The following is a 24,533-nucleotide window of genomic DNA, read 5'->3' as shown; positions in this document are numbered from 1 at the left end:
CTGTCAGGATGCGGCTTTCTTCTCACTTTTTTAAGGCTTAAGGATTACTTTAATATTTCCATCGGACTTCTTATCGAAAATGTCATACCCTTTTGCCGCTTCTTCAATTGAAAAGGTATGAGTGATGATGTCGGTAGGGTCAAATTGCTTCTCTTCAATCATATCGTATAATTTTGGCATAAGATGAATCACGGGAGCTTGCCCCATCTTAATGGAAACATTCCGGCTGAAAAAGTCCCCTAAGGGAAATCGATTTGCTTCAGTTGCATATACACCCGTCAATTGAACAGTTCCGAACTTCCGAACCGCTTCTGAGGCTGTCTTGATCGGACTTATTGTCCCAAATTGATTATCAAAGTCTGAACCGAACGATTCATTTGGCTGAACGGTCCCATCCATTCCCACACAGTCGATCACAACATCAGCGCCCCCTTTTGTTTCTTCATGCAGGAGCGACCCGATATCGTTATGATTTTGAAAGTTAAATATCTCTGCTTGATTGGTACGTTTAGCATGTGCAAGTCTATGATCTACCTGGTCTACTGCGATGACTCTTTCGGCGCCTTTCAATTTAGCGAATTTCTGGGCCATCAATCCAATTGGGCCGCTACCTAACACAATGACCGTATCGCCTTTTTTAACACCACTGTTTTCTACGCTCCAGTAAGCAGTGGGTATTACATCGGAAAGGAAGAGAACACTTTCATCCTCCAGCTGACTTGATTCAGGGACTTTAAACGACGTGAAGTCTGCATATGGCACCCGCAGATACTCCGCTTGCCCCCCCGGATATCCACCATTCATCTCAGTGAATCCGAAAAGACCGCCCACTTCTCCATGGGGATTGGACTCATCACATTGACTTTCCATTTGGTTCTCACAGAAAAAACACTTCCCACAGCCAATATTAAAAGGAATAACCACGCGATCCCCTTTTTTAAGCGTCTTCACTTCCGATCCGACCTCTTCGACGATACCCATCGGTTCATGTCCCACAACATAATCTTGTTCTGGTTCGATTCCTCCCTTGTATAAATGTAAATCAGAACCGCAAATTCCGCTTGCCGTAATCTTTACGATGATGTCAGTATTTACCTGAATGGTTGGATTTGCTACTTCTTTCACGACCATCTTTTCTTTTCCTTGAAACGTAACACCCTTCACGATCATCACTCCTGTAAATTTTGTAAGATTCTTCTATGTGTTTAAACTCTTTTGGAGTGAGCTAAACATCAAGTCGTCCCAATTTTGAAAAACTCAATAAACCGATGAGGAAGTCTTATTAGAAAATCTTGTTTGAACAGTGTTCCATCAATTATTAATTGGATTTAATTACCACTATTTATTTAAGCGTCCGGAAACAGGGGGATTTAGATAAATGAAAAAATAAATTTAAAATTCTTACTTTTCATTGACAGTCTTCTCTGTTTGTTATAAGTTATGGGAAAGCACTTTACAAATTCATATTGTTTCTTATCAAGAGAGGTAGAGGGACTGGCCCGAAGACACCTCAGCAACCAGCCAACGTTTTAGGTATGGTGCTAATTCCAGCAAGTTGATATCAACTTGGACGATAAGAGGGAGAACGAACGTACAAAACCTTCTTATTTTCATTAAGAAGGTTTTTTTGTTTATTCCCTTTTCGTTTTCATTGAGAGAAAAGGAGAGAAGAATGTTGAAAAAACATATTAATACTTTGCTTGTCCATGCAGGCACTCGGAGGGATCCTGCTACAGGTGCCGTCAGCCTGCCCATTCATCTTTCGACAGCATATGAACATAAAGGGATCGGTGAATCAACCGGTTATGATTATACGAGAACAGGAAATCCAACCAGGTCTACCCTCGAAGAAACTCTTGCTCAATTGGAAGAGGGGCACAGCGGATTTGCATTCAGTTCGGGAATGGCTGCGATTCAGGCAATCCTGAGTTTATTCTCAAGTGGCGATGAATTGATTGTATCGAAGGACCTTTACGGAGGAAGCTACCGCTTATTTGTTCAGTATGAAGCCCAATATAATATCAAATTTCATTTCGTTGATACAAGTGATACAGGATCCATAGAAGAGAAAATATCGGAGGGAACCAAGGCTGTTTTTCTTGAAACACCAACCAATCCTTTGATGAATGAAACAAGTATTTCTGAGGTTGCCGGTATTTCAAAGAGACATGGATTGCTCTTGATCGTAGATAATACCTTTTACACACCTGTCCTGCAAAAACCGCTTAAAGAGGGAGCGGACCTGGTTATTCACAGCGCCACCAAATACTTAGGGGGCCATAATGACGTTCTGGCCGGGGTTGTCGTCGTAAACACAGAAGAATTGGCTGAAAGGATCTATACGATCCAAAATTCAATCGGGGCAGTTCTGGCACCTTTTGATTGTTGGCTCTTAATAAGAGGGATGAAAACCCTTAGTCTCAGAATGGCTCAGCATGAAAAAAATGCAAAAGAATTAGCTCAATATCTTGAAGGGCATGATTGTGTAACGGACGTCTTATATCCAGGTAAAGGAGGCATGCTTTCATTTCGGATAGCAAAGGAAGAATGGGTCGGTCCCTTCCTTAAACATCTGAAAGTCATTACGTTTGCTGAAAGTTTAGGAGGAGTAGAGAGCTTTATCACTTATCCAGCCACCCAGACCCATGCCGATATTCCTGAAGAAGAGCGGAAAAGACTTGGTATCTGCAACAGACTGCTCAGGTTCTCTGTAGGAATTGAATTTATTGATGACCTGATTGAAGACTTGGAGAATGTTTTTCATCAATTTGAAGAAGAGGTGTCCACGTATGAGTAAAAAACCATTTTCACTTCAGACGTCACTCATTCATTCCCACGGATTTGATAAAGAGACAGGTGCTGTTTCTACACCGATTCATCATGCCACAACTTTTCATCAGCAGGATTTTGATCAATACGGAACGTACGACTACAGCCGCTCAGGCAATCCAACGAGGGAAACTGTCGAAGAAACGATTGCGGAATTAGAAGGCGGGGTAAGGGGTTTTGCCTTTTCATCCGGTATGGCGGCGATCTCCACAAGTTTTCTTTTATTATCGAGTGGCGATCACGTTCTCGTCTCGGAGGAAGTCTACGGGGGGACCTATAGGATGATCACAGAGGTCCTTACTAAGTTTGGAATAGAATACACCTTTGTGAATATGAAGGACTTGCATGAAGTGGCTTGTGCAATTAAGCACAATACGAAGGTGATTTATATGGAAACCCCTTCGAACCCGTTATTGAATATTACTGATATTGAAGGGGTCGTGAAGCTCGCCAAGGCAAATGACTGTTTAACATTTCTAGATAATACATTCATGACGCCACTGCTGCAAAGGCCAATCAGTCTCGGGGTGGATGTTGTCCTGCACAGTGCGACGAAGTTTCTTGCCGGTCATAGTGACGTCTTAGCGGGTCTTGCGGTGACTGGAAATGAAGAGATTGCGGGGAAACTTGCTTTTCTGCAAAATTCCTTTGGGGCGGTGCTTGGGGTACAGGATTGCTGGCTGCTCTTAAGAGGACTGAAAACACTGCACGTTCGATTGAAGGAATCGTCAGAATCGGCTTATAAGATTGCAAGCTTCTTAGAAGGTAGAAAGGAAGTGGAAGAAGTGTATTACCCGGGCTTAAGCTATCATCCCGGTCGTGAAATTCAAGTCCGGCAAGCAGAGGGTCCCGGAGCGGTTCTTTCCTTCCGGTTAAAAGGGGAAGCGGAAGTGAAGCAGCTCATCAAACATGTAAACATTCCCGTATTCGCCGTCAGTTTAGGAGCGGTTGAATCGATCCTATCCTATCCATCAAGAATGTCACATGCATCTATGCCTAAAGTCGAAAGGGAAAGAAGAGGGATTACAGATGGATTACTGCGCTTATCCGTCGGTCTTGAAAACGTGGATGAATTAATAAAGGATCTCCAAAACGGTTTGGATAGTATACAAAAAATCAATCGAAACAACGTGATAAATTTGTAAAGTAGGAGGGAGTCTCATGAAGCCGTTGCTGGAAGCATTGAAAGAGAGAATCTTGATTGCAGATGGAGCAATCGGAACATTGTTGTATTCATATGGAGTGGACAGATGCTTTGAAGAACTGAATCTTTCTCACCCAAATGAAGTGTTGAAAGTCCATCAAGAGTATATCGATGCAGGAGCAGATATTATCCAGACCAATACGTATGGGGCCAATTATCAAAAGCTATCGAGATACGGACTGGAGGATTCCGTTAAAGAAATAAATACAGCTGCAGTTCGTCTCGCTAGAAAAGCAGCAGGTGAAAGCACTTATATTCTCGGGACCATCGGTGGAATCAGGGGCATTAAACAAAATGTGTCACTGGAAGAGATCAAGAGGAGCTTTAGGGAACAGCTTTACTGTTTATTATTAGAAGGCGTCGATGGCATTCTGTTAGAAACCTATTATGATTTCGAGGAACTGACCACCGTGCTGAACATTGCCAAACGGGAAGCCGATATTCCTGTCATAGCCCAAGTTTCCCTGCATGAAACGGGAGTCCTTCAAAATGGAATGGAACTTAAAGACGCTCTTCAGCAATTGGAGTTACTGGGGGCCGATGTTGTTGGCATCAATTGCAGGATGGGACCATTTCATATGGTCAATTCATTAGAAGAAGTACCCTTACCGAAAAGGGCATTTCTATCCGTTTATCCGAACGCGAGTCTCCCAAACTATGAAGAAGGCCGATTCTATTACTCTGCTGAGCCTGATTACTTTGGGGATATCAGTAATGAATTACGGCTCCAGGGTGCTAGAATCATTGGGGGGTGTTGTGGAACCACCCCCGATCATATTCGTTCTGTAGCTTCCCGGTTGAAAAGCAGGGAACCTGTAATAGAAAAAGAGGTAAAAAAGAAAAAAGTAGTTCAGTTATCATCACCATCCATCAGTGGAAGTTTGCTGCATGAGCAGGTAAGAGAGAAGAAAACGATCATCGTTGAACTCGATCCACCAAAGCATCTCGACACGAAACTGTTCTTCCAAGGAGCGGCTGCACTAAAGGAAGCAGGCATTGACGCGCTAACCCTTGCAGACAATCCGTTGGCATCGCCGCGAATCAGTAATGACGCGATCGGGAGCCTGGTGAAGTCGAAATACGATCTTACACCTCTCGTTCACATCACTTGCCGTGATCGAAACTTGATCGGACTTCAATCCCATTTAATGGGCTTACACACATTAGGGATCCACAATCTATTAGCGATAACCGGTGATCCAGCCAAAATCGGGGATTTTCCCGGTGCTGCATCCGTATATGATCTTTCTTCCCTGGAACTCATTGAACTCATTAAACAGAACAATGAGGGGATATCGTTTTCCGGTAAATCACTCCGGGAACACACTCAATTTTCAGTAGGGGCAGCCTTTAATCCTAACTTCCGTCATTTAGACGCCTCTGTAAAAAGGCTTGAAAAGAAAAAGAAAGCCGGAGCCGACTATTTCATTTCTCAACCGATCTTTGGGAAGGAACAGCTGATTCGAGTACATGAAGCGACAAAGCATCTGGATGTTCCGGTCTTCATCGGAATCATGCCGTTGATCAGCTCAAGAAATGCAGAATTTCTCCATCATGAAGTGCCCGGAATCAACGTGCCGGAAGAGACGAGACGTAGAATGAAAGAAGCTGGAAATGATCCTGTCACTGCCAGATCAGTCGGAATGGAGATAGCCAAAGACTTACTGGATACTGCCATAGAACTGTTTAATGGCATTTATCTCATCACACCTTTTGTTCGATTTGATATGAGCATTGAACTGATTCATCATTTACAGGAGAAAACCAACATAGAAAGAGAGGTTCCCTATGGCCATCACATTGTTTGAAGAACAGCTTAGAAAAAAAATACTCGTACTTGATGGAGCAATGGGGACGATGCTTCAACAAGCGAACTTATCCCCGGAGGATTTCGGAGGAGAGGAACTTGAAGGGTGTAATGAAAACCTTGTATTGACAGCGCCGGAGGTAATCTATCAAATCCATTTGGAATATTTAAAAGCGGGTGCTGATATGGTTGAAACAAATACATTTGGCGCAACCCCCATCGTACTGGACGAATATGATTTAGGGCATAAAGCATATGAAATCAACAAAGTAGCCGCTGAAATTGCCAGGAAAGCAGTAGAAGATGTCTCGACTTCCGAATGGCCAAGATTCGTTGCAGGATCGCTTGGTCCCACTACGAAAACCTTATCCGTAACTGGGGGAGTAAGCTTTGACGAACTAGCAGACAACTACCGTGTTCAAGCAGAGGGCCTTCTCGATGGAGGTGTTGATGTACTGTTACTTGAAACAAGTCAGGATGCTTTAAATGTAAAAGCAGCGAACCTCGGAATTCGAGAAGCCTTCGAATCCAGAGGGAAGGAAATACCGATTTTGTTATCCGGAACCATTGAGCCAATGGGCACCACACTCGCCGGGCAAACAATCGACTCATTTTATTTATCCCTTGAACATTTAAACCCTTTGGTCGTAGGCCTGAACTGCGCAACTGGCCCAGAATTTATGCGTGACCATATCCGTACATTATCGGATTTAGCCACTACCTATGTAAGCTGTTATCCAAATGCCGGACTCCCTGATGAAGAAGGGAATTATAATGAGACAGCTGATTCACTCAGTGTAAAGATGAAAGGATTTGCAGAGAAAGGCTGGCTGAATCTTGTTGGGGGGTGCTGTGGAACGACACCGGAGCATATTCGTGCCCTTTCAGAGGTGGTGAAGGGATTCCCGCCTCGTAAACCGAAAGAATCTCATCCCCATGCGGTCTCGGGAATTGAAGCCTTCATCTATGAAGATGAAGACAGAAGACCGATTCTGGTCGGAGAACGGACGAATGTCATCGGTTCCCGGAAATTCAAACGATTGATTGCAGAAAATAAGATAGAGGAAGCGTCAGAGATTGCAAGGGCACAAGTGAAAAATGGGGCTCAGGTAATCGACATCTGCCTTGCCGACCCCGATCGTGAAGAAGTAGAGGACATGAATGTCTTTATTCAGGAAGTTGTGAAGAAAGTGAAAGTACCACTTGTCATCGATTCAACGGATGAGAAGGTGCTTGAGGCAGCTTTGAAATTTTCTCAAGGGAAAGTGATCATTAATTCAATTAATCTGGAAGACGGGGAAGAAAGATTTGAGAAGGTCGCTAAACTGATGAAAGCCTACGGAGCGGCAGTGGTGGTCGGGACGATTGATGAAAAGGGAATGGGTGTGTCAGTAGAGCGAAAGGTGGACATTGCCCTTCGTTCCCATAGACTCTTAACAGAGAAATACGGGATTGCTTCTGAAGACATCATCTTTGACCCTCTCGTATTCCCGGTAGGTACGGGGGATCAGCAATATATAGGGTCAGCCAATAGCACCGTGGAAGGAATAAAGAGGATTAAAGAAGCCTTGCCGGACTGCCCTCACATACTGGGAGTCAGTAATGTTTCATTCGGGCTGCCTCCTGTCGGAAGAGAAGTACTTAATGCTGTGTATCTTTATCATTGTACAAAGGCGGGGCTTGACTATGCCATAGTCAACACGGAAAAGTTAGAGCGCTTTGCCTCTATTCCTCAAGAAGAAGTCCGAATGGCTGAGAAACTATTATTTGAGACGACGGATGAAACCCTTGCAGAATTTACGGCATTTTACAGGGGGAAAAAGAAAGAAGTAAAAGTACCCGTCAACACTATGACTCTAGAAGAGAGACTGGCCCATTATGTGGTGGAAGGGACGAAGGAAGGGCTGATTGCCGATTTAAATATCGCATTGGAGAAATATGACGCTCCCCTTGATATCATCAATGGTCCCCTTATGGCAGGAATGAGTGAAGTAGGTAGATTATTTAATGATAACCAGCTGATTGTAGCGGAAGTATTACAGAGTGCCGAAGTCATGAAAGCCTCCGTTGCCCATTTGGAACCACATATGGAACAAACGGAAAGTTCATCTTCGAAAGGCAAGGTAGTCTTAGCTACGGTTAAGGGAGATGTACATGATATCGGTAAGAATCTCGTGGATATTATCCTTAGTAATAACGGATACAATGTGATTGATTTGGGCATTAAAGTAACACCTCAGGAACTGATCGGAGTCATACGGGAAGAGAAGCCAGATATCGTAGGTTTGTCCGGACTCCTCGTGAAGTCTGCCCAACAAATGGTCATTACTGCTCAAGATTTAAAGCAGGCCGATATTTCAGTTCCTCTTGTAGTAGGAGGTGCAGCCCTTACCCGAAAGTTCACTACAAACAAAATCGGCAGGGAATACGGCGGGCTGGTCCTTTATGCAAAGGATGCAATGGATGGATTAAGTATTATGAATGGAATTCAACATGAAGAAACAAGGCTTCAACTGGAAGAGGAAAGCCGTGAGAAACAAAGCAGGATCGTAATTCGTGACGAATCGTCTAATCGAGACAGATCATCCGTTGCTGTGAAAGCTCGTTCCGCCGTATCGACTGGTGTAAAGGTTCATGTTCCGCCAGACTTGATTCCACATACTATAAAAGAATTTTCACTGGATCAAATCCAGCCCTATATCAATCAGCAAATGCTTCTTGGCCATCATTTAGGAATTAAAGGAAAGATTTCTAGATTGTTGGAAGAAGGGGACGAACGAACAATCGGCCTGAAAGCCGTGACGGATGAGTTGTTCCAAAAAGCAAAAAGGGAAGGAATGATCCATGCATCTGCCCGGTATCAATTCTTTCCTGCCCAGTCAGATGGTGATGATATCGTTATTTATCACCCGGAAGATCCATCTTCAGAAATGGAGCGCTTTCACTTTCCAAGACAATCGGGGAATCAGCATCTGTGTTTAGCTGATTATTTGAAAACGGTTGAAAGTGGGGAAATGGATTATGTCGGATTCTTTGCCGTAACGGCCGGCGTGAAGATCAGGCAGTGGGCCAGGGAGTTAAAAGAAGAAGGGAGGTTCCTGGAAAGTCACGCATTGCAGGCTATTGCCTTGGAAACAGCAGAAGGACTGGCTGAAAGAGTTCATGAAATGATGAGAAGCAGATGGGGTTTTCCTGATCCCGTAGACTTTACGATGCAGGACCGTTTCCGTACCCATTATCAGGGTCAACGTTTTTCATTTGGGTATCCTGCGTGTCCCGAACTTGAGGATCAGAAAAAGCTGTTTAAGCTTATCCAACCTGAAAAAATCGGGATCCAACTAACAGACGGATGTATGATGGAACCCGAGGCGTCGGTAACTGCAATGGTCTTCGCTCATCCGGAAGCAAGATATTTTAATGTATTGTGATCACATTATTAAAAAGGCAACTTCCAAAAACGGAGTTGCCTTTTTGTAATTAATTTTAAGCTTGGTAAGTTCTTGCAATAGTCGACTATTCAAAGTAATGACGGGGATTTTGGCAATGGCAGAACGTAACGTTAGAGATGAAGGGAAATCGGCTGGTAGAGTAATAAAGGGGAAATACAGAGTTAGAAAGAGTGATCTTCTGCTTTTACACTTTGATTACTAAACTTTGTTTCAAGTATTTCGAGGATCTTTTCTTCGGAAAATCCTGTGATCATCGTTAGATTAAGCAGACTGGGCTTGAGACCTATTGTCTCACAAAAATGATAGGCACTTTGGATAGAAAGTGTTTCGATACACTTTCTTGTCAGCTTATTATTCATTCTCTCATCAGCTCCCAACTATTTTGACATATGACTGAGTAGTAAGAATACGACATCATATTAAGATTAGAGGTTGGTTTCTAATAGGAGATACCTATACATCAAAATAGTATATCGAGACATACCCTTGCTGTCTGATTCTCTGCTAATATCCCCATTATACACTTTATATTGTGAATTGTAGAGGGGATTTACAAAATAGTGTAATATTATTTAAAAATGCTCATTATTCTAACTTTACTGTTTTACCCGAAAAAAGAACCCTTTTTTTTCTTTGCATTTCACATTGTATTCATTTCCTTAGGTACCCTCTGAATGACATTGCTCCATGAATGTGTTATATAATAGAAGGAGAGAGAAGATAGTTTTGAACATTTTACTTGAAAAGAGTATGATTTCCCGACTACTCATAACGTCAGATAGGGAAGAGGAAAAGGAACATTTTGATGGATATTATAGGAGGAATCATACATGCATAGAAACAAAGAAGTACATACATTTTTATTGAGCAAGGCTCGTCAATTGACAGATGAATGGTATGAGACATTGGATAAAAACACAACGAGCGGGGTTTACTCTTCCACCGATCCGAAAGTGATCGAAGCATTGAAAAAGCAAAACTTTGAATTCCACGGTATCCTCTCTAATGTATTTGCGGAAGATAGAGAAACGTTTAGTAAGAAAATTGATGAATGGGTGACTAACCTTGCGAATGATAAGGAACATTTAGATACCCCTACCCACTATATCCTCAAGGAATTTATGAGGGTAAGAAATCAGTATCTGGACTTCATAAAAGAATATGCCGATTCTCATTTGGATGAGGGTATATTTGACCAATTTAATTTATGGAGCAAGGTGATCATGGAAGCATTTGACCGGGTCATGATGCGTTTTGTCGAGTTACAGTCTGAAGTCATGGAACAGCAACTGCAGAATCAGCAGGAAATCATAAATGAACTAAGTTCTCCCGTCATCTCTTTGAATGAACATACGGCTCTGTTGCCTCTTGTAGGTAACATCGATCCTTCAAGGGCGGAACTGATCTTAGAAAATGCCTTGGAACAATGTGTGAAGATGGAAGTTTCTCAATTGTTCATCGATTTATCCGGTGTTGTATTAATTGATACGATGGTAGCCCACCAAATTTTTCAGCTGATCGACGCCCTTCAATTGATCGGGGTGAAACCAATTCTTTCCGGACTGAGACCTGAAATTGCTCAAACGGCTATTCAACTTGGATTGAATTTCGAAAACCTCACCATTACCTCAACATTGTCTCAAGCTTTAACGATCAAAAACAATGAAGTATAATCAAACAGATTAGAAGCATCCTTACATCTTGTATGGATGCTTTTTTATTTTCATTAAGCTTCTAAATATAGAGATAAAACTCTGAATTAAAATATCTTGAATTAAAGATAAATATCGTGTATGATACATTTATAAGGTAATACTATCTCTTAAGGAGTGAAAAAAGATGAACCTGAAACCATTAAAAGGGCAGCATCACGTTTCTGCCATAACAGCAAATGCAAAGAAAAACTATGAATTTTATACAAAAACACTTGGATTAAGATTAGTGAAAAAATCCATTAATCAAGACGATACCTCTGTTTATCACCTTTTTTATGCAGATGAAAGAGGGAATCCAGGGACTGACCTTACATTCTTCGAGATTCCACATGCAGGAAACACGTATAAAGGAACGAACAGTATTTCATTGACGGCTCTAAGGGTGAACACAGATGAGTCATTGTCTTATTGGAAACAGCGTTTTGAAGAGCTGGGTGTCGATCATGACCCTATTTCTCACCATACTGGCCGGTCTACTTTACGTTTCCGTGATTTCGAAGGTCAGCGGCTTATGCTGGTATCTGATGAGACGAATGAAGGAGTACCCGGCGGTAAGCCCTGGGATAAGAGTCCGATTCCGGTCGAACATGGAGTTGTCGGTTTAGGTCCCATCACTTTGACCGTCGCACGTGGTGATAGCACAGCAGCTGTGCTGAAAGATGTTTTAGGCTTTAAAGAAACCGGAAGCTTTCCTTCGGATATAGAAGGTCAGGCAGATATCAGGGTATTTGAAACAGGGGAAGGCGGAACCGGTGGAGAAGTGTATCTTGAAGAAAGAAACGATCTTCCCCAGGAAAGACCGGGAAGAGGAAGTGTCCACCACGTGGCATTCAGGGTGGAGAACGAAACAGAGTTGCAAAAGTGGGTAGGATGGATTACAGAAAACCGCCTGCCGAATTCAGGTTTTGTGGAGCGTTTCTATTTCCGTTCCCTCTATTTCCGGGAACCAAATGGAATTCTATTCGAACTTGCAACAGATGGTCCGGGCTTTGAGACTGATGAGGACTTCGATACTTTAGGCGAAAATTTATCTCTACCACCATATTTCGAAGCTCAAAGAGAATCCATTGAAGCGAAATTAAAACCATTGGATACGAAAGAATAAGGAGGACAATTTCTTGAAACATATCTTCAAACAAGGAAACAAAGAACTCCCTACGCTTTTGTTGCTGCATGGGACAGGGGGAGATGAACGTGATTTACTTCCCCTTGCCGGGATGATAGCACCGGAAGCTTCCGTTTTAAGTGTAAAAGGGAACGTGGATGAAAATGGAATGGCACGTTTTTTTGCCCGCTTACGGGAAGGGATTTTTGATGAAGAGGATTTAGTATTCCGTACGAATGAATTGAAGCAATTCGTTGATGAAAGCGCGATTGAATATGGATTTGACCGGGATCATGTCATTGCATTGGGCTATTCAAATGGTGCAAACATTGCTGCAAGCATGATGTACCATATAAAAGACTCATTAAAAGCCGGTATCCTATTACATGCCATGGTACCAAGACGCGGGATCGAACTTCCGGATTTATCTGGTGTCCCGGTCTTTATTGGTGCCGGTAAGCGCGATACCCTTATCCCAATGAATGAAACAAAGGAACTTGTGGAAAACCTGAAAAAGGCACATTCTCCCGTTACTGAGTTTTGGACAGATGGAGGGCATGAGCTTCGTCGTGAAGAGGTGGATGAAGCAAAGAAATGGTTTGAAAAGAACTTTAAGTGATTGTGGAAAAACTCCGGAAGACGTTTGTATTCCGGAGTTTTTTTGTGAATTAAAATAGAAGAATTCTATCTTTCAAATGGTATGGCTATCTTATGATATGCCTGGAAGATTCTTAACATGTCCACGGTTAAAATCCCCCGCCATTCCGTTTCCGCAACGGGCCATGTTTCTTCGTAGTGCCCAAACCAGGACCAAGTGGGCTGCCAGAACCCGTCAGGATGTTGAGATTCTAACTCCTTCCCCAATTGTATCTCTATGACATCTTTCAATATCTCATAAAAAGGTGATGAAGGTTCATTCGCTACCTGAAGCGGTTTTGCCACATATTCATTCCACCTCGCAGGATCCGTGCAAACCGTTTTACGAACATTCGTCGAGAGGATTTTGAATACAGTGGATTTTGTTTTCCCATTCACTTCATTTAACAGCTTTTCGTAACAGAGGAAATCATGCATGTCGATTGGCTCGATGAATCCAGTAAGTTCACTGACCGCTTTTTCCGTCCATTCTTGAAGACGGGGATGATCCGGTTGAAAACGATGGAAATATCCTACGATCTCTGCATTTGGATTTGCCCAAGTCGTCTGGACGCCGCAATGGCCTCTCTCAGGATCGAAATGCCACCATGGAGCGTGAGGCACTGAATTGACCTCTTTGGGTACAGCATTCCAACCTTCGTTTTCTTCATCGAATTCGTTCTGTAAATAACTCATAGCCTTTTGAACGATGGGGTGACTGGCGGGAAGTTTTAATTCCTTAGCCTTTTGTAACCCAATGGTTGTAGCAAGTGGGGATGAACTGTCCAGACGAAAGTCAGGTTCGATTGACCGGCCGAATCCACCGTCTTCATTTTGGTAGCAAGCTAACTCATGAATGGCTTCGTCTTTACTTCCTTCTTCAAAGTGAAAGTTGAATAATTTCTGTTCAAGGGGCCTTGCATGCTGTCGGATATAATCTTTTGCCTTTTTCCATTGCTCGGGGGAAAGGTTCATAATATGAAAAACTCCTTATTTAAGCATATTTGGTTATAGTAATAGATTATCTATTCGCAAGGGGAATCCCTGCTTGTTAGGTGAAAAATTCAGAGATCCGTCCCTCTTTAAAAAATTGATGCCTGATTTTCGGCGGCATCGTTTTTTGATGTATGTATAATAGGATTATATAAAGGATATAGGGGGACTGAGAGGATGATCTCGCTTAAATTGCAAAGGGAGTATTATAATGCATTGGTAGACAAGAGGACGGACTATGAAGGTGTATTTTACGTCGGAGTGAAAACAACGGGGGTGTTTTGCCGCCCTTCTTGTCCAGCCAGAAAACCGAAATTTGAAAACTGTGAATTCTTTCACACAGCAGAGCAAGCATTGCTTTCATCTTATCGTCCTTGTAAGAGATGCAAACCATTAATTCATCCGAATAGTGTATCGGAAGTAGTGAAAAAGTTAGTGGAGGCTGTAGAGGAAAATCCGGAGAAGCGATGGAAGGACAAGGATTTTCAGCAATTATCGGTTGATGCGTCCACTGCCCGGCGCCAATTCAAGAAAAGATTTGGCATGACATTTGTTGAATATGCGAGAGCCCGCAGGATGGGGCTTGCCATGAAGGAAATCAGATCGGGTCTCAAAGTCATTGACGCCCAGCATGTAACCGGTTATGAATCAGCCAGTGGATTTAGAGACGCTTTTTCAAAAATCATGGGTTCTGCACCGGCTTCCTCGGAACATAGTACTGTGTTAAAAACAGCGTGGATCGATACCAAACTCGGGCCAATGATCGGGATTTCTGATGAAAAGGCATTATATCTATTAGAGTTTGTTGACAGGCGAGGCCTGGAACGGGAAGTGGAAAGGTTGAGGCATAAAACAAAGTCAGCCATCATCCCAGGCACATCAGAGCCACTTCGTTCCATAGAAAAGGAACTGGAAGCTTATTTTAACGGGAACCTGTCCGCGTTTAGCACTCCTTTGCATATGAGTGGATCTACCTTCCAATTAAATGTATGGAAGGAGCTTGAGAGGATTCCAATTGGAGAAACAAGGTCCTATACCGAGATCGCTAAACACATTGATCATCCCACAGCTGTTCGTGCAGTTGCCAGGGCAAATGGGTGTAACCAGCTCGCCATCATTATACCTTGTCACAGAGTGATCAGGGCAAATGGTGATCTAGCGGGATATGCGGGAGGCCTTCACCGGAAAAAATGGTTGATTGAGCATGAACGGAAGGTGGCAAATAAGAAGGGGCAGGTCTTATGATGTTGAGCAGATGGATCCTCATATGTAAAGGATTTCAATGCTACCGTAAGGAAATAGGTGTTGCAGATTCTGAAAAGAGCTACTAGACTATGAAATAGAGTCTTTTACAGAATCGGGAGCAATGTACATATGAATGTGTTGAGAAAAGCAGTTATTTTAGGGTTCGCATCAACCATACAAGGTTTGGCTATGGCGGTGTTTTTGTTTCCCCACTTCATCCCTTCCGGTGGTGCAGCAAGTGTGAGTGTGTTATTAAACTATTTACTGCATATCCCTTTTGCGGTCACCTTGTGGGTAATGAACGCATGTTTATTGGGTGCTGCTGTGAAGTGGCTGGGGAAGGGAAATGCGATCTGGACCATGTATTGTGTAACAGTCACTTCAGGGGTGGTGAATGCGGCCGATCCATTCCTGACGGGTACTGTTTCATCTGTTCTTGTGGATCTTCTCATTGGAAGCATCCTTTTTGGAATCGGGGTCGGAGTCCTGTTTAGGATGGGGGCATCCTCCGGGGGCATGGACATTTTAGCCTTAATCATTTCAAAGCTGAAAGGATACTCACCAGGGAAGACGTTATTCGTAATAAATGGCAGTGTATTACTGTTAACAGGAATCGTAGTGGATCTGAAAATCATCCTATTCGCCATAGCGTGTCAATTTATCGCTACCAGAATCTTGGATATCATCATCAAGTTTGACTTCAGGCGAAGCCTTACACATGTCGAAAACGTTTAAGTGAAAGGTCCGTCCCTCAGCAAGAGGGACGGACCTTTCACTTAGGATATTTCTTTGATGATTGATTTGACTGTATGTGTAGGAGAGTTTTCAAAGAAAGAGATGTATTGAAACAATTTGTTTTTCGGCAGGAGGTTTTTGCGTATTTTCTTGGCTGATTTTCCCTCCAGGTGCGCTTTTGTGACAGAATCCTGGAGATGGAGAAGGTAATCCCGTTTCTTCTCGAGGAGCTTTCTACCGTGCTTAAGGTACCCTTGGTGAGAACAATACACCTCTTCAAAGGAATACGTCAGGACTTTGTTTATGGATCGAATCAGTTCTGGTACCGACTCGAACGAGAAATTAGAAGTGGGAGAATGAAACAAATATAAATCTCCGGAAAAGCAGATCCCTTTTTCTTCATCGATCAGAATAATATGATCATCAGCATGGCCGGGGGTATGGACGATTTGAAACGAATGGTGTTTCGTCTCAAATGTAGCTTGCAGAAGGGGCATAGGATGAAACGAAGGCCGGTTATTCCAAAACATGGCCCGATAGAAAGGCAGTTTGGTACTTTGACTGCACTTATCAACTCCCAGGGGATGAATCCATTGAGGAATGGAATAAAATCGTTCTATCCAAGCACTATTTCCCGTATGATCTTCATGGTGATGAGTGTGAATGACCCTTTTGATGGGAAGCTCTTTGAAAATCGTACGAACTTCATTTTTCATACTATATGGTCCTGTGTCTACAAGAACATCATCGACTTGAAAAATATAAACGGGCATTTTTTGACCAAATGTTTGAACGCTTAATTTAAATGATTGTATCAAATCAGTTACTCCTCACGAATAAGTGTTATAGTACAATATTCGAATAAAATGTGGAAATCCCTGCCTGTATCTCATCTTTTCTAGGGACGGACCTCAAATATCATCTATTACTCGAATGCCGAAAATGGTAAACTAGAGAAAAAGTAGTTGTTCGACATAGGGGGATATGCTTTGCAGAAATGTAATATATGTAAACATCAATTTCAGTGGAAAGAGTTATTATTTTCAATTTGGGCTTCATATAAACCAATTGAGTGTAGTCAATGCGGAAAAAGGCATACAATCAATTTTGTCTCAAAATTCATCGTGTCCTTTTTGATTATCATACCGGCAGTAGTTTTTGGTTTATTGATTGCACCTTCAGAAGGGCTATCAAAACCGGTGACATTCGGAATCATTGTTATGATGGCGTTTGTTATTTCACTTTTCCTCCCGTTATTCGTTAAATATGAATATAAGCAAGGATAAAGAGAGAGCTGCCAATCATGGCAGCTCTCTCTTGAAAGATTCACTATTTCTTCTTCATTTCCTTTAATACCTCTTCTAATCGATCAGGGTAGTTGGTGAACATCCCTGTCACTCCCCATTCAATCAATCTTTTCATATCTTCTTTTTCGAGGACAGTATAAGGATGGATAAGAAGATCGTGTTCACGCACTTTATCTACATATTCTTCATCGATTTTCTTGAAACTCATTCCAAGACCAACAGCATATTCTTCATAATGATCAAGCTCTTCGTCAGTGATGGTTGCCTTATTCTTATAGTCAATTAACTGGACAAGGGGGATGTCTTCATTCATTTCATGAACTTTTTGAAGGCTTGCTTCACTAAAAGACTGAATGATCACTTTACTGGAAGGGCCATTTTGTCTTGTCAGATGATAGTCTTTTAATATCTTAAGTAGTTTTTCCTCCATACCGGGATATACTTCAGGAGATTTTGTTTCAATATAATAATGTTTGTTTTTTCCGAAATGCTGTATGACTTCTTCAAGAGTCTGAACTTGAAGGCCGTTATATTCCGACTTAGCCTTTTCCGGATACATTTCATTAAACCAGGATCCGGCATCCAATTCTTTGATTTGATCCAGCGTATAATCCTTAACAAGGCCCGTCCCATTCGTTGTTCGATCGAGTGTTTCGTCATGCATGGCAATCAATTCACCATCTTTGGTCATTTGCAGATCAAGTTCTATGTAGTCACCGCCCATTTCATCACCCAACTGATAGGATGGCAGCGTGTGTTCCGGGGCGTAACCTGATCCCCCTCTGTGAGCAATGTTCAAAATCTTATTGTCATTCATTGAGGGGTGACCTGATTGCGCAGAGGCTGGAGAAACGGCAGCGGCGCCGATGCCCATGATTGCTGCAGATAAACAAACATTCTTCATTAATGTATTCATTTTATTTTCTCCTTTCTGATACGAGCTCAATTAAAGGATATAAAATGAATGTGAATGGAAATGCAGAAGAATGAAAAGCTTATGTGAAAATTCGATGAATGGAATATGACAGTTAAGGCGAAAGGCATGCGTCCAAAGTTTGCAGAATAATTTACAACATAAAACACTATAAGAAAAAAAAGGAGCCGAGAGATGGAGAAACAGGACATCAGATTGACTACATCAGAAATCTCCGCTTTGTGGACGACATATATTAAATGCTTGGCATTGAATTGTATTTACACTCATTTTCTTACTTACCTAAAAGATGAAAGTATTATATCCCTTGTTGAAGACAGCTTGAACACAAATGTTGAGACGATGGGTGAAATAGAGAAGACCTCTTAATGCCCCTTTCTATCATCACAAAATGTTCGGAATTTCTTTTTGTTTCTAAATGACAAGAAACGTATGGATAGGTTAGAATATAAGACATCAAGGTAAGGCTTCAAAAGCGTTGAAAGTATCATGTGACTGGGTCGAAAAATACGGTTTCACTATAAAGAAGATTATTATAGAAGGAAAACGGTGCTTGATTGACCATTTGATTCGTTCCAACCTTTTGGTAGGTTGTGCTGTTTATAAGGAGAAATGGATGCTAGAATACATCGTACATCAGGGAGTCGGCAAAGAATATGTGGTTTTCCTTCATGGAATCGGAGGGACCTCAAGCATTTTCTGCAAACAAATGGAAACCTTTAAAAATCATTATAACGTAGTGACGATTCACTTACCTGGTCATGGTGATTCACCAGGGGTTGATACATATAATGAACCATTTACAATCAATCTAATTGTTCGAGAGATCGTAAAAGTTCTGGATGAGATTGGGATTGGACAGGCTCACTTTATTGGGATATCTCTTGGTTCAGTGGTTATTCATGAACTGATGCAACAAGTTCCGGATCGCGTGCAAACGGCGGTACTCGGTGGTTGCATTACTCGTTTCACATTATTATCAAACACTTTGCTGCAGGCAGGGCATGCTTTGAAAAGCATGATTCCATTCATGTGGTTATATAAATTATTCGCATACGTCATGATGCCCAAAAGAAATCATAGAATTTCGAGGAAGTTATTTATTCGGGAAGCAAAGAAAATGAAGCGGAAAGACTTTCTTGGGTGGTACAAGCTTACCCCATTTGTGAAATCGACCTATGCCTCTGTGCAGGAAAGGGCCTCACATATCCCGAAACTGTACATTACAGGAAAAGAAGATCATCTGTTTGTTCGTTCGCTTGATGAAGACACGAAAGGAGACCCTTCTGCTATGAAGGTATTCCTTGACGGTTGTGGACACGTTTGCAATGTAGAAAGACCGACTGAATTTAATAGACTGGCGCTTGATTTCATTCATAATAGACAGGTCCTTCCGCTGCAGAAGGTTCAATAACTTGCATTCATCCCATTTCTTAATCGAAGTGGGATGTTTTTTGTGTCGCAATTTGGATTGGGAGGATGGGAAGGAATATTCATAAACGAATGTACGGAGATAGGGATGAAAGGTCCGTCCCTAAGGGTTGGTCTATAAAAGGCTCTAATTAAGGGAAGTGAGAGGGGGAATCGAGGTCCGTCCCTTTAAAGGAAATGGAGGCATGTTGGGAGAATATAGTATAGATGGGTGTATGTTGGGGGGGATTGAGGATTTGATTCGTGAGGTATTGAATTTCAGGTATGAGGAGTATCCGTTTGAGCTGTTTTCCGCTTCTCATTTGGCTGCGATTATGGTTTCTATTGGATGCATGGTGGGGTTATATATTTTCAGAGATTATGTAAAGGGTAGTATGAAGAACTTATTGAAATGGGTGCTGGTTACTTTTCTCGTATTGAGCGAAGTGTCTTTTCAGGTTTGGTATGGTTTGAATGATCTGTGGGACGTAACGATAAATTTACCTTTTCAATTATGTTCTATGTCTTTATATCTTTGTACCATCATGCTAATTAGCAATAATTATAGAATGTTTGAAATTAGTTTCTTTTCCAGTATGTCCGGGGCGTTTATCGCCATCGTCACCCCTGAATTATTTTTTGGCTATCCCCATTTCCGTTTCTTTCAATTTTTTCTGGCTCATCTGTCGATTGTTCTGTCTTGTTTGTACATGGTATGGATTGTAGGGTACAGGTTGTCTTTCGGATCTGTGATCAGGGCATTTATGGCATTGAATGGAATCGCAGTCGTAGCTTATGCAGTCAATAAAGTAGTCGGGGCAAATTACATGTTTCTTATGCATAAACCGTATAACGCAAGTCCGATCGATTATTTGGGGGAATATCCCTGGTATCTCCTTTCACTCGAAGGGGGGAGTCTTTTATTATTTTTACTTCTCTATGCTCCTTTCGCCCTTTTTAAAAAGAATCGGAAAGGTGAAAGGTAAATATATGAAACTTTCCTTCGACTACATTCGTCTATTAACATATAAAGTGGGGAGCAGGTTTTATGAATCAACTGGTAATCATAAGTGTAATCGTTTTGGTTTCTTACGGATTGGGCAGTATGACAGGAGCTTATTATGTAGTGAAATTATTTACTGGCAAGGATATTCGTAAGATCGGAAGCGGCAATGTCGGCGCAACGAATGCAGGAAGAATTACAGGTAAGAAAGGTTTTTTACTGACTCTCGTTATAGACGCAAGCAAGGTGATACTGGCATTATCCTTCACTTCTGTACTGACTGATGGGGAGGGTTATTTGATCATAAGCTCGGTACTGATCATGATGGGGCATCTGTTTCCCATTCAACTTGGATTTCATGGGGGGAAGGGGGTTGTAGCTTATTTGGCTACAGCATTATTTTTCTGCCCTATTAGTATTGGTGTTTTCGCTATTATAATGGGCGGATCTTACATCATCATTAGGAGATACACATTCTCAGGTTTTCTTTCAATGGGTACCATCCCGATAACTGCCTATGTGATTGAAGGTTCATTCATTACATCTGCAGGCCTGGGAGCTTTATTTATGACTGTCCTATTTTTCCATAACCGATCATTTCATCATTCAGTCGAAACATAGGAGGTACGAGAATGAATAATGATACTCTACACTATAAAATTGCATGCGAACAAGAAGAATTTCAACAAATATACTCGCTGAATTATCAAACGTTCGTTGAAGAAATCCCGCAGCATGAGGGAAATGATAGGTTTATGCTGGTGGATAAATTTCACGATGAAAATACATATGTAATAGCAAAAGCGGATGATGAAGTCGTCGGGATGATTGCCGTAAGGTCCGAACGGCCTTTTTCGTTGGATCAGAAGCTCGGCAATCTGGATAAGTATTTACCTGATCGGGCAGTCCCCTGTGAAATCAGGCTGCTTTCAGTGAAGGAAGCGTATAGGAGTACAAGAGTCTTTTATCAATTATGTGATCGCCTCGTATCCTATTGTTTGGATCAGGGATATACTATGGCGCTCATTTCCGGTACGGTACGTCAGCTTAAACTTTATAAGCGGATTGGATTTCTCCCGTTTGCTGAACTTGTGGGAGAAGAGGAAGCAAGATTTCAACCTATGTATCTGACACGTGAGAGCTTCGAGACTTCTACAAAAGCGTTTCAGCGCCTAATGACCCGTAAAACGGGTACACTAACTACCAGGTCTTTTCTGCCAGGACCAGTACCGCGTCATACAAGAGTGGAGGCCGCATTTAAAAGGGACGCAACATCTCATAGAAGCCGCTCCTTTTTGCACGAAATGGAAGTTGTAAGAAAGAGTTTACGCGATATGACGGGTGCGAATCATGTACAGGTGGCTGTGGGGACCGGAACCTTATCTAATGATATGGTGGCAGCTCAGTTGAAAAAGATACCAAGTAAAGGTCTGATTCTTTCAAACGGGGAATTTGGCTCCAGATTGATGGATCATGGTAAACGATTCGATTTAACCTATCATACAATTGAAAAGGAGTGGAATGAACACATTACGGTGGAAGAAATCGAAACCGTCCTTCAATGTGATCCCGAGATAAAGTGGCTGTGGACGGTTCATTGTGAGACATCAACAGGTTACTTATATAATATAGGAGACATTCTTTCACTCTGTCAAAAATATAATGTAGAACTTTGTATTGATGCCTGCAGTTCAGTCGGAACAGTTCCAGTCGACTTTAGTCAAGTGTTTCTGGCTACCTCAGTAAGCGGAAAGGGACTGGGATCGTATCCTGGACTTGCCATCATTTTTCATCGGGAAAAAATCAATCCAAATGCGTCAATTCCCAGATATCTGGATGTGGGAATGTATGCTTTGAATAAAAGTGTTCCATATACTCACTCATCAAATCTACTCGCTGCTTTAAATGAAGCCCTCGAGTTGATTGACTATATTGGGACCTTGAACATCTCCAAAAATGTAAGGCGGAGGTTAGCCGATGAAGGGATTCAAGTCTTAGGGGATGAAGATTATTCCCCCGGAGTGATTACCATTGCACTAAATAGGGAACAGTGTAGTAGACAATTCGGGGATGCCTGCAAAAGGAGGGGCATCTTATTAAGCTATGAAAGCGAATATTTGATTAATAGGAATTGGGTGCAGGTGGCACTTATGGGAGATCAGAATGAACGAGAGGTTTTGGATGCCATGACAATGCTCATCAGAGAATATAACAGTATGCTTGGAACAAAGGTAGTGAAATGAGTGGGGTGAAAGATTTCTTTTCGCGTTTTAAGACAAATAAACTGGTTGGGTTTGCTCTGCTTTCACTATGGATCAAAACCATTTTGGTCTCATTAATAGGGTTCAACCTCCACGTAGAGACTTTTCTGGACTTAATTCTCATATTATTGAATCCGGTCGGTTCCATAATGATATTGATCGGGTTCAGCTTTTTTTTCTTTAAGAGGGTCAAGAAGATCCTGGTCGTACTTTTTATGGGGATTGCGACCGGTCTTCTTTATGGCGATCTTCTTTACTTTCGTTTCTATTCAGATTTCGTAACGGTTCCCATTCTTTTTCAATTTAAGAATGTAGGGGGCATCGGACCCAGTACGTTTGAATTGATGAGCCCGTGGGATCTCCTCTTATTGGTTGATATCATCATTGCAGGATGGATGGTAAAGAAGGTCCGGGGAGTTTCTGACACCTTGTCACGCAGATGGAAGTTGACCTATATCATCATTAGTGTTTCATTATTGGCGTTGACCATTGGACTGGGGTTGATCAAATCCCCCTATTTATTTGCCGAATCCTATGATAGGGAACAAATGGTTAAATCCGTTGGGCCTTATAATTATCATATGTATGACATCGGGATTGCCGCAACGAACCCATTTTCTCATCTGCTTGCGAGCAAATCTGACACCAGGGCATCCATGAAGTATATTCAATCAAAGAAGCAAGATCCTTCTGATTTATTTGGGGTTGCTGAGGGGAAAAACCTGATTTTAGTCAGCATGGAATCCACCCAGAACTTCACTATCAATGCGAAAGTGAATGGAGAAGAAATTACACCATTTTTGAATTCCTTGATTAAGGAAAGTTTTTATTTCAATAATATATACGACCAGACGGCTCAAGGGAAAACGTCGGATGCCGAGTTCATGATTGATACCGGGTTATACCCATTATCAAGCGGATCGGCTTTTGTGAGAAAACAGGATAATACCTACGCCAGCCTTCCTCATATGCTGAAAAAGAAGAAAGATTACTATGCAGCTGTTTTTCATGGGAATGAGCGGACGTTTTGGAACCGCGAAATGATGTATGAGACTCTGGGATATGATCGCTATTTTTCAAAGAGGGATTATACGGTAACAGAAGATAATTCGATCAATTATGGCATCAAGGACATTCCTTTTTTCGAGCAGACGATTTCGCATCTTGAGAATATTCCACAGCCATTTTATACCCGTCTAATTACGTTGACGAATCATTTTCCTTTTTTATTGGAAGAAGAAGATCAATTCATCGATACCGCTTCCACGAATGTAGACGTAGTAAACCGCTATGTCACAACAGTCCGCTACGAGGATGAAGCGATTAAAACATTATTTGAGAAGCTGAAAGCAAATGGGATGTATAAGAATACGGTTGTGGTCCTTTATGGAGATCACTATGGAATTTCCGAGAAATACGAACCGGGTGTATTTGAGCTATTAGATCAGAAGGATACACCCGTCAACCACGCCAAGCTTCAGCAGGTACCCCTGATCATCCATGTCCCAGGCGAAGAGGCAAGGACCATTGACACCACAGGAGGGGAGATCGATATCAGGGCAACGGTCCTGCATTTAATGGGGATTAATACAAAGAATACTCTCTCATTCGGTCACAGCCTATTCACACGAAATGAGAATCATCCCGTTATTTTCCGTGATGGGGATTTCATTACAGATAAATACATTTTCCAGGATAATGTCTGCTATAATAAACAGAATGAGGAGTCTGTCAGTGATTCCCAATGCGATCCATTTAAAGAAACGGTTAGAAAAGAGTTGAGGATGTCAGATGACATTCTGTATGGTGACTTATTAAGATTTCTGGAATAGAAGCAATTGAAACCCCCGGCTTAATGGGAGCCGGGGGTTTATTATGGAAAAGAATGTTATGTGGCGAC

At 42.0% G+C, this 24,533-nt stretch carries 20 protein-coding genes and 1 riboswitch; of the genes, 16 read left to right on the top strand and 4 right to left on the bottom strand.

Annotated features, from left to right (window positions below):
• Positions 1-30: 30 nt before the first annotated feature.
• The gene (locus AM506_RS14665) at positions 31-1,164 is read right to left on the bottom strand and encodes an alcohol dehydrogenase catalytic domain-containing protein (RefSeq protein ID WP_060673227.1); all 1,134 of its coding nucleotides are present in this window, start codon (positions 1,162-1,164) and stop codon (positions 31-33) included.
• A gap of 306 nt (positions 1,165-1,470) precedes the next feature.
• Positions 1,471-1,580: riboswitch (SAM riboswitch) on the top strand.
• 92 nt (positions 1,581-1,672) lie between these two features.
• On the opposite strand from AM506_RS14665, the gene AM506_RS14660 reads away from it, so the two are divergent.
• The 7 genes from AM506_RS14660 (at position 1,673) to AM506_RS14625 (ending at position 12,728) form a co-directional block, all read left to right on the top strand.
• Positions 1,673-2,797, top strand: coding sequence for a methionine biosynthesis PLP-dependent protein (locus AM506_RS14660; RefSeq protein ID WP_060673226.1), 1,125 nt, complete (start codon positions 1,673-1,675; stop codon positions 2,795-2,797).
• Positions 2,790-3,974 (top strand): cystathionine beta-lyase, encoded by a 1,185-nt coding sequence (metC, locus tag AM506_RS14655; RefSeq protein ID WP_060673225.1) that lies wholly within the window; start codon positions 2,790-2,792, stop codon positions 3,972-3,974. Before AM506_RS14660 ends, metC begins: the two co-directional genes overlap by 8 nt.
• A gap of 16 nt (positions 3,975-3,990) precedes the next feature.
• Entirely contained in the window at positions 3,991-5,841 is a 1,851-nt protein-coding gene (locus AM506_RS14650) for a bifunctional homocysteine S-methyltransferase/methylenetetrahydrofolate reductase (protein ID WP_060673224.1), read from the top strand.
• The gene (gene metH / locus AM506_RS14645; RefSeq protein WP_060673223.1) at positions 5,822-9,268 is read left to right on the top strand and encodes a methionine synthase; all 3,447 of its coding nucleotides are present in this window, start codon (positions 5,822-5,824) and stop codon (positions 9,266-9,268) included. The genes AM506_RS14650 and metH overlap by 20 nt, the downstream gene beginning before the upstream one ends.
• A gap of 851 nt (positions 9,269-10,119) precedes the next feature.
• The gene (locus AM506_RS14635) at positions 10,120-10,962 is read left to right on the top strand and encodes an STAS domain-containing protein (RefSeq protein ID WP_060673221.1); all 843 of its coding nucleotides are present in this window, start codon (positions 10,120-10,122) and stop codon (positions 10,960-10,962) included.
• Between the two features lie 166 nt (positions 10,963-11,128).
• On the top strand, positions 11,129-12,109 hold the full coding sequence (locus AM506_RS14630) for a ring-cleaving dioxygenase (protein ID WP_060673220.1): 981 nt from the start codon (positions 11,129-11,131) through the stop codon (positions 12,107-12,109).
• A 13-nt stretch (positions 12,110-12,122) separates the two neighbouring features.
• The gene (locus AM506_RS14625; RefSeq protein WP_060673219.1) at positions 12,123-12,728 is read left to right on the top strand and encodes an alpha/beta hydrolase; all 606 of its coding nucleotides are present in this window, start codon (positions 12,123-12,125) and stop codon (positions 12,726-12,728) included.
• A gap of 65 nt (positions 12,729-12,793) precedes the next feature.
• Here the strand turns inward: AM506_RS14625 and AM506_RS14620 are convergent, their stop codons facing one another.
• On the bottom strand, positions 12,794-13,720 hold the full coding sequence (locus AM506_RS14620) for a hypothetical protein (protein ID WP_060673218.1): 927 nt from the start codon (positions 13,718-13,720) through the stop codon (positions 12,794-12,796).
• Positions 13,721-13,915: 195 nt separating this feature from the next.
• On the opposite strand from AM506_RS14620, the gene AM506_RS14615 reads away from it, so the two are divergent.
• The gene (locus tag AM506_RS14615; RefSeq protein WP_060673217.1) at positions 13,916-14,983 is read left to right on the top strand and encodes a bifunctional transcriptional activator/DNA repair enzyme AdaA; all 1,068 of its coding nucleotides are present in this window, start codon (positions 13,916-13,918) and stop codon (positions 14,981-14,983) included.
• 129 nt (positions 14,984-15,112) lie between these two features.
• Positions 15,113-15,718: a YitT family protein gene (locus AM506_RS14610; protein ID WP_060673216.1), complete on the top strand. Its 606-nt coding sequence runs from the start codon at positions 15,113-15,115 to the stop codon at positions 15,716-15,718.
• 41 nt (positions 15,719-15,759) lie between these two features.
• Here AM506_RS14610 and AM506_RS14605 read toward each other — a convergent pair whose 3' ends face one another.
• Positions 15,760-16,536 (bottom strand): MBL fold metallo-hydrolase, encoded by a 777-nt coding sequence (locus tag AM506_RS14605; RefSeq protein ID WP_060673215.1) that lies wholly within the window; start codon positions 16,534-16,536, stop codon positions 15,760-15,762.
• 147 nt (positions 16,537-16,683) lie between these two features.
• On the opposite strand from AM506_RS14605, the gene AM506_RS23435 reads away from it, so the two are divergent.
• On the top strand, positions 16,684-17,004 hold the full coding sequence (locus AM506_RS23435; protein ID WP_082386381.1) for a TIGR04104 family putative zinc finger protein: 321 nt from the start codon (positions 16,684-16,686) through the stop codon (positions 17,002-17,004).
• Positions 17,005-17,047: 43 nt separating this feature from the next.
• On the opposite strand, the gene AM506_RS14595 is transcribed toward AM506_RS23435, so the two are convergent.
• Positions 17,048-17,941 (bottom strand): glycerophosphodiester phosphodiesterase, encoded by an 894-nt coding sequence (locus AM506_RS14595; protein WP_060673213.1) that lies wholly within the window; start codon positions 17,939-17,941, stop codon positions 17,048-17,050.
• Between the two features lie 192 nt (positions 17,942-18,133).
• Between AM506_RS14595 and AM506_RS23430 the strand changes: the two genes are divergently transcribed.
• From AM506_RS23430 to AM506_RS14565, 6 genes are all read left to right on the top strand, one after another.
• Positions 18,134-18,328: a DUF3231 family protein gene (locus tag AM506_RS23430; RefSeq protein WP_060673212.1), complete on the top strand. Its 195-nt coding sequence runs from the start codon at positions 18,134-18,136 to the stop codon at positions 18,326-18,328.
• Positions 18,329-18,575: 247 nt separating this feature from the next.
• Positions 18,576-19,373 (top strand): alpha/beta fold hydrolase, encoded by a 798-nt coding sequence (locus AM506_RS14585; RefSeq protein WP_060673211.1) that lies wholly within the window; start codon positions 18,576-18,578, stop codon positions 19,371-19,373.
• 253 nt (positions 19,374-19,626) lie between these two features.
• Entirely contained in the window at positions 19,627-20,355 is a 729-nt protein-coding gene (locus AM506_RS14580) for a YwaF family protein (RefSeq protein WP_235576119.1), read from the top strand.
• Between the two features lie 62 nt (positions 20,356-20,417).
• Complete coding sequence (locus tag AM506_RS14575; protein WP_235576118.1) at positions 20,418-20,993, top strand: glycerol-3-phosphate acyltransferase; 576 nt, start codon at positions 20,418-20,420, stop codon at positions 20,991-20,993.
• An 11-nt stretch (positions 20,994-21,004) separates the two neighbouring features.
• Positions 21,005-22,615 (top strand): aminotransferase class V-fold PLP-dependent enzyme, encoded by a 1,611-nt coding sequence (locus AM506_RS14570; RefSeq protein ID WP_060673210.1) that lies wholly within the window; start codon positions 21,005-21,007, stop codon positions 22,613-22,615.
• Positions 22,612-24,465 (top strand): LTA synthase family protein, encoded by a 1,854-nt coding sequence (locus AM506_RS14565; protein WP_060673209.1) that lies wholly within the window; start codon positions 22,612-22,614, stop codon positions 24,463-24,465. Before AM506_RS14570 ends, AM506_RS14565 begins: the two co-directional genes overlap by 4 nt.
• Positions 24,466-24,533 lie beyond the last annotated feature (68 nt).

The sequence above is a fragment of the Rossellomorea vietnamensis genome (assembly GCF_001305855.1).
Classification (GTDB): domain Bacteria; phylum Bacillota; class Bacilli; order Bacillales; family Bacillaceae_B; genus Rossellomorea; species Rossellomorea vietnamensis_A.
This window is presented reverse-complemented; position numbering and strand designations above follow the sequence as displayed.

What these genes read in the sequence shown, in the direction of transcription:
- AM506_RS14660 (WP_060673226.1), top strand. Translation starts at nt 1,673, where the DNA reads ATGTTGAAAAAACATATTAATACTTTGCTTGTCCATGCAGGCACTCGG.
- metC (WP_060673225.1), top strand. Translation starts at nt 2,790, where the DNA reads ATGAGTAAAAAACCATTTTCACTTCAGACGTCACTCATTCATTCCCAC.
- AM506_RS14650 (WP_060673224.1), top strand. Translation starts at nt 3,991, where the DNA reads ATGAAGCCGTTGCTGGAAGCATTGAAAGAGAGAATCTTGATTGCAGAT.
- metH (WP_060673223.1), top strand. Translation starts at nt 5,822, where the DNA reads ATGGCCATCACATTGTTTGAAGAACAGCTTAGAAAAAAAATACTCGTA.
- AM506_RS14635 (WP_060673221.1), top strand. Translation starts at nt 10,120, where the DNA reads ATGCATAGAAACAAAGAAGTACATACATTTTTATTGAGCAAGGCTCGT.
- AM506_RS14630 (WP_060673220.1), top strand. Translation starts at nt 11,129, where the DNA reads ATGAACCTGAAACCATTAAAAGGGCAGCATCACGTTTCTGCCATAACA.
- AM506_RS14620 (WP_060673218.1), bottom strand. Translation starts at nt 13,720, where the DNA reads ATGAACCTTTCCCCCGAGCAATGGAAAAAGGCAAAAGATTATATCCGA.
- AM506_RS14615 (WP_060673217.1), top strand. Translation starts at nt 13,916, where the DNA reads ATGATCTCGCTTAAATTGCAAAGGGAGTATTATAATGCATTGGTAGAC.
- AM506_RS14610 (WP_060673216.1), top strand. Translation starts at nt 15,113, where the DNA reads ATGAATGTGTTGAGAAAAGCAGTTATTTTAGGGTTCGCATCAACCATA.
- AM506_RS14595 (WP_060673213.1), bottom strand. Translation starts at nt 17,941, where the DNA reads ATGAATACATTAATGAAGAATGTTTGTTTATCTGCAGCAATCATGGGC.
- AM506_RS23430 (WP_060673212.1), top strand. Translation starts at nt 18,134, where the DNA reads ATGGAGAAACAGGACATCAGATTGACTACATCAGAAATCTCCGCTTTG.
- AM506_RS14585 (WP_060673211.1), top strand. Translation starts at nt 18,576, where the DNA reads ATGCTAGAATACATCGTACATCAGGGAGTCGGCAAAGAATATGTGGTT.
- AM506_RS14575 (WP_235576118.1), top strand. Translation starts at nt 20,418, where the DNA reads ATGAATCAACTGGTAATCATAAGTGTAATCGTTTTGGTTTCTTACGGA.
- AM506_RS14570 (WP_060673210.1), top strand. Translation starts at nt 21,005, where the DNA reads ATGAATAATGATACTCTACACTATAAAATTGCATGCGAACAAGAAGAA.
- AM506_RS14565 (WP_060673209.1), top strand. Translation starts at nt 22,612, where the DNA reads ATGAGTGGGGTGAAAGATTTCTTTTCGCGTTTTAAGACAAATAAACTG.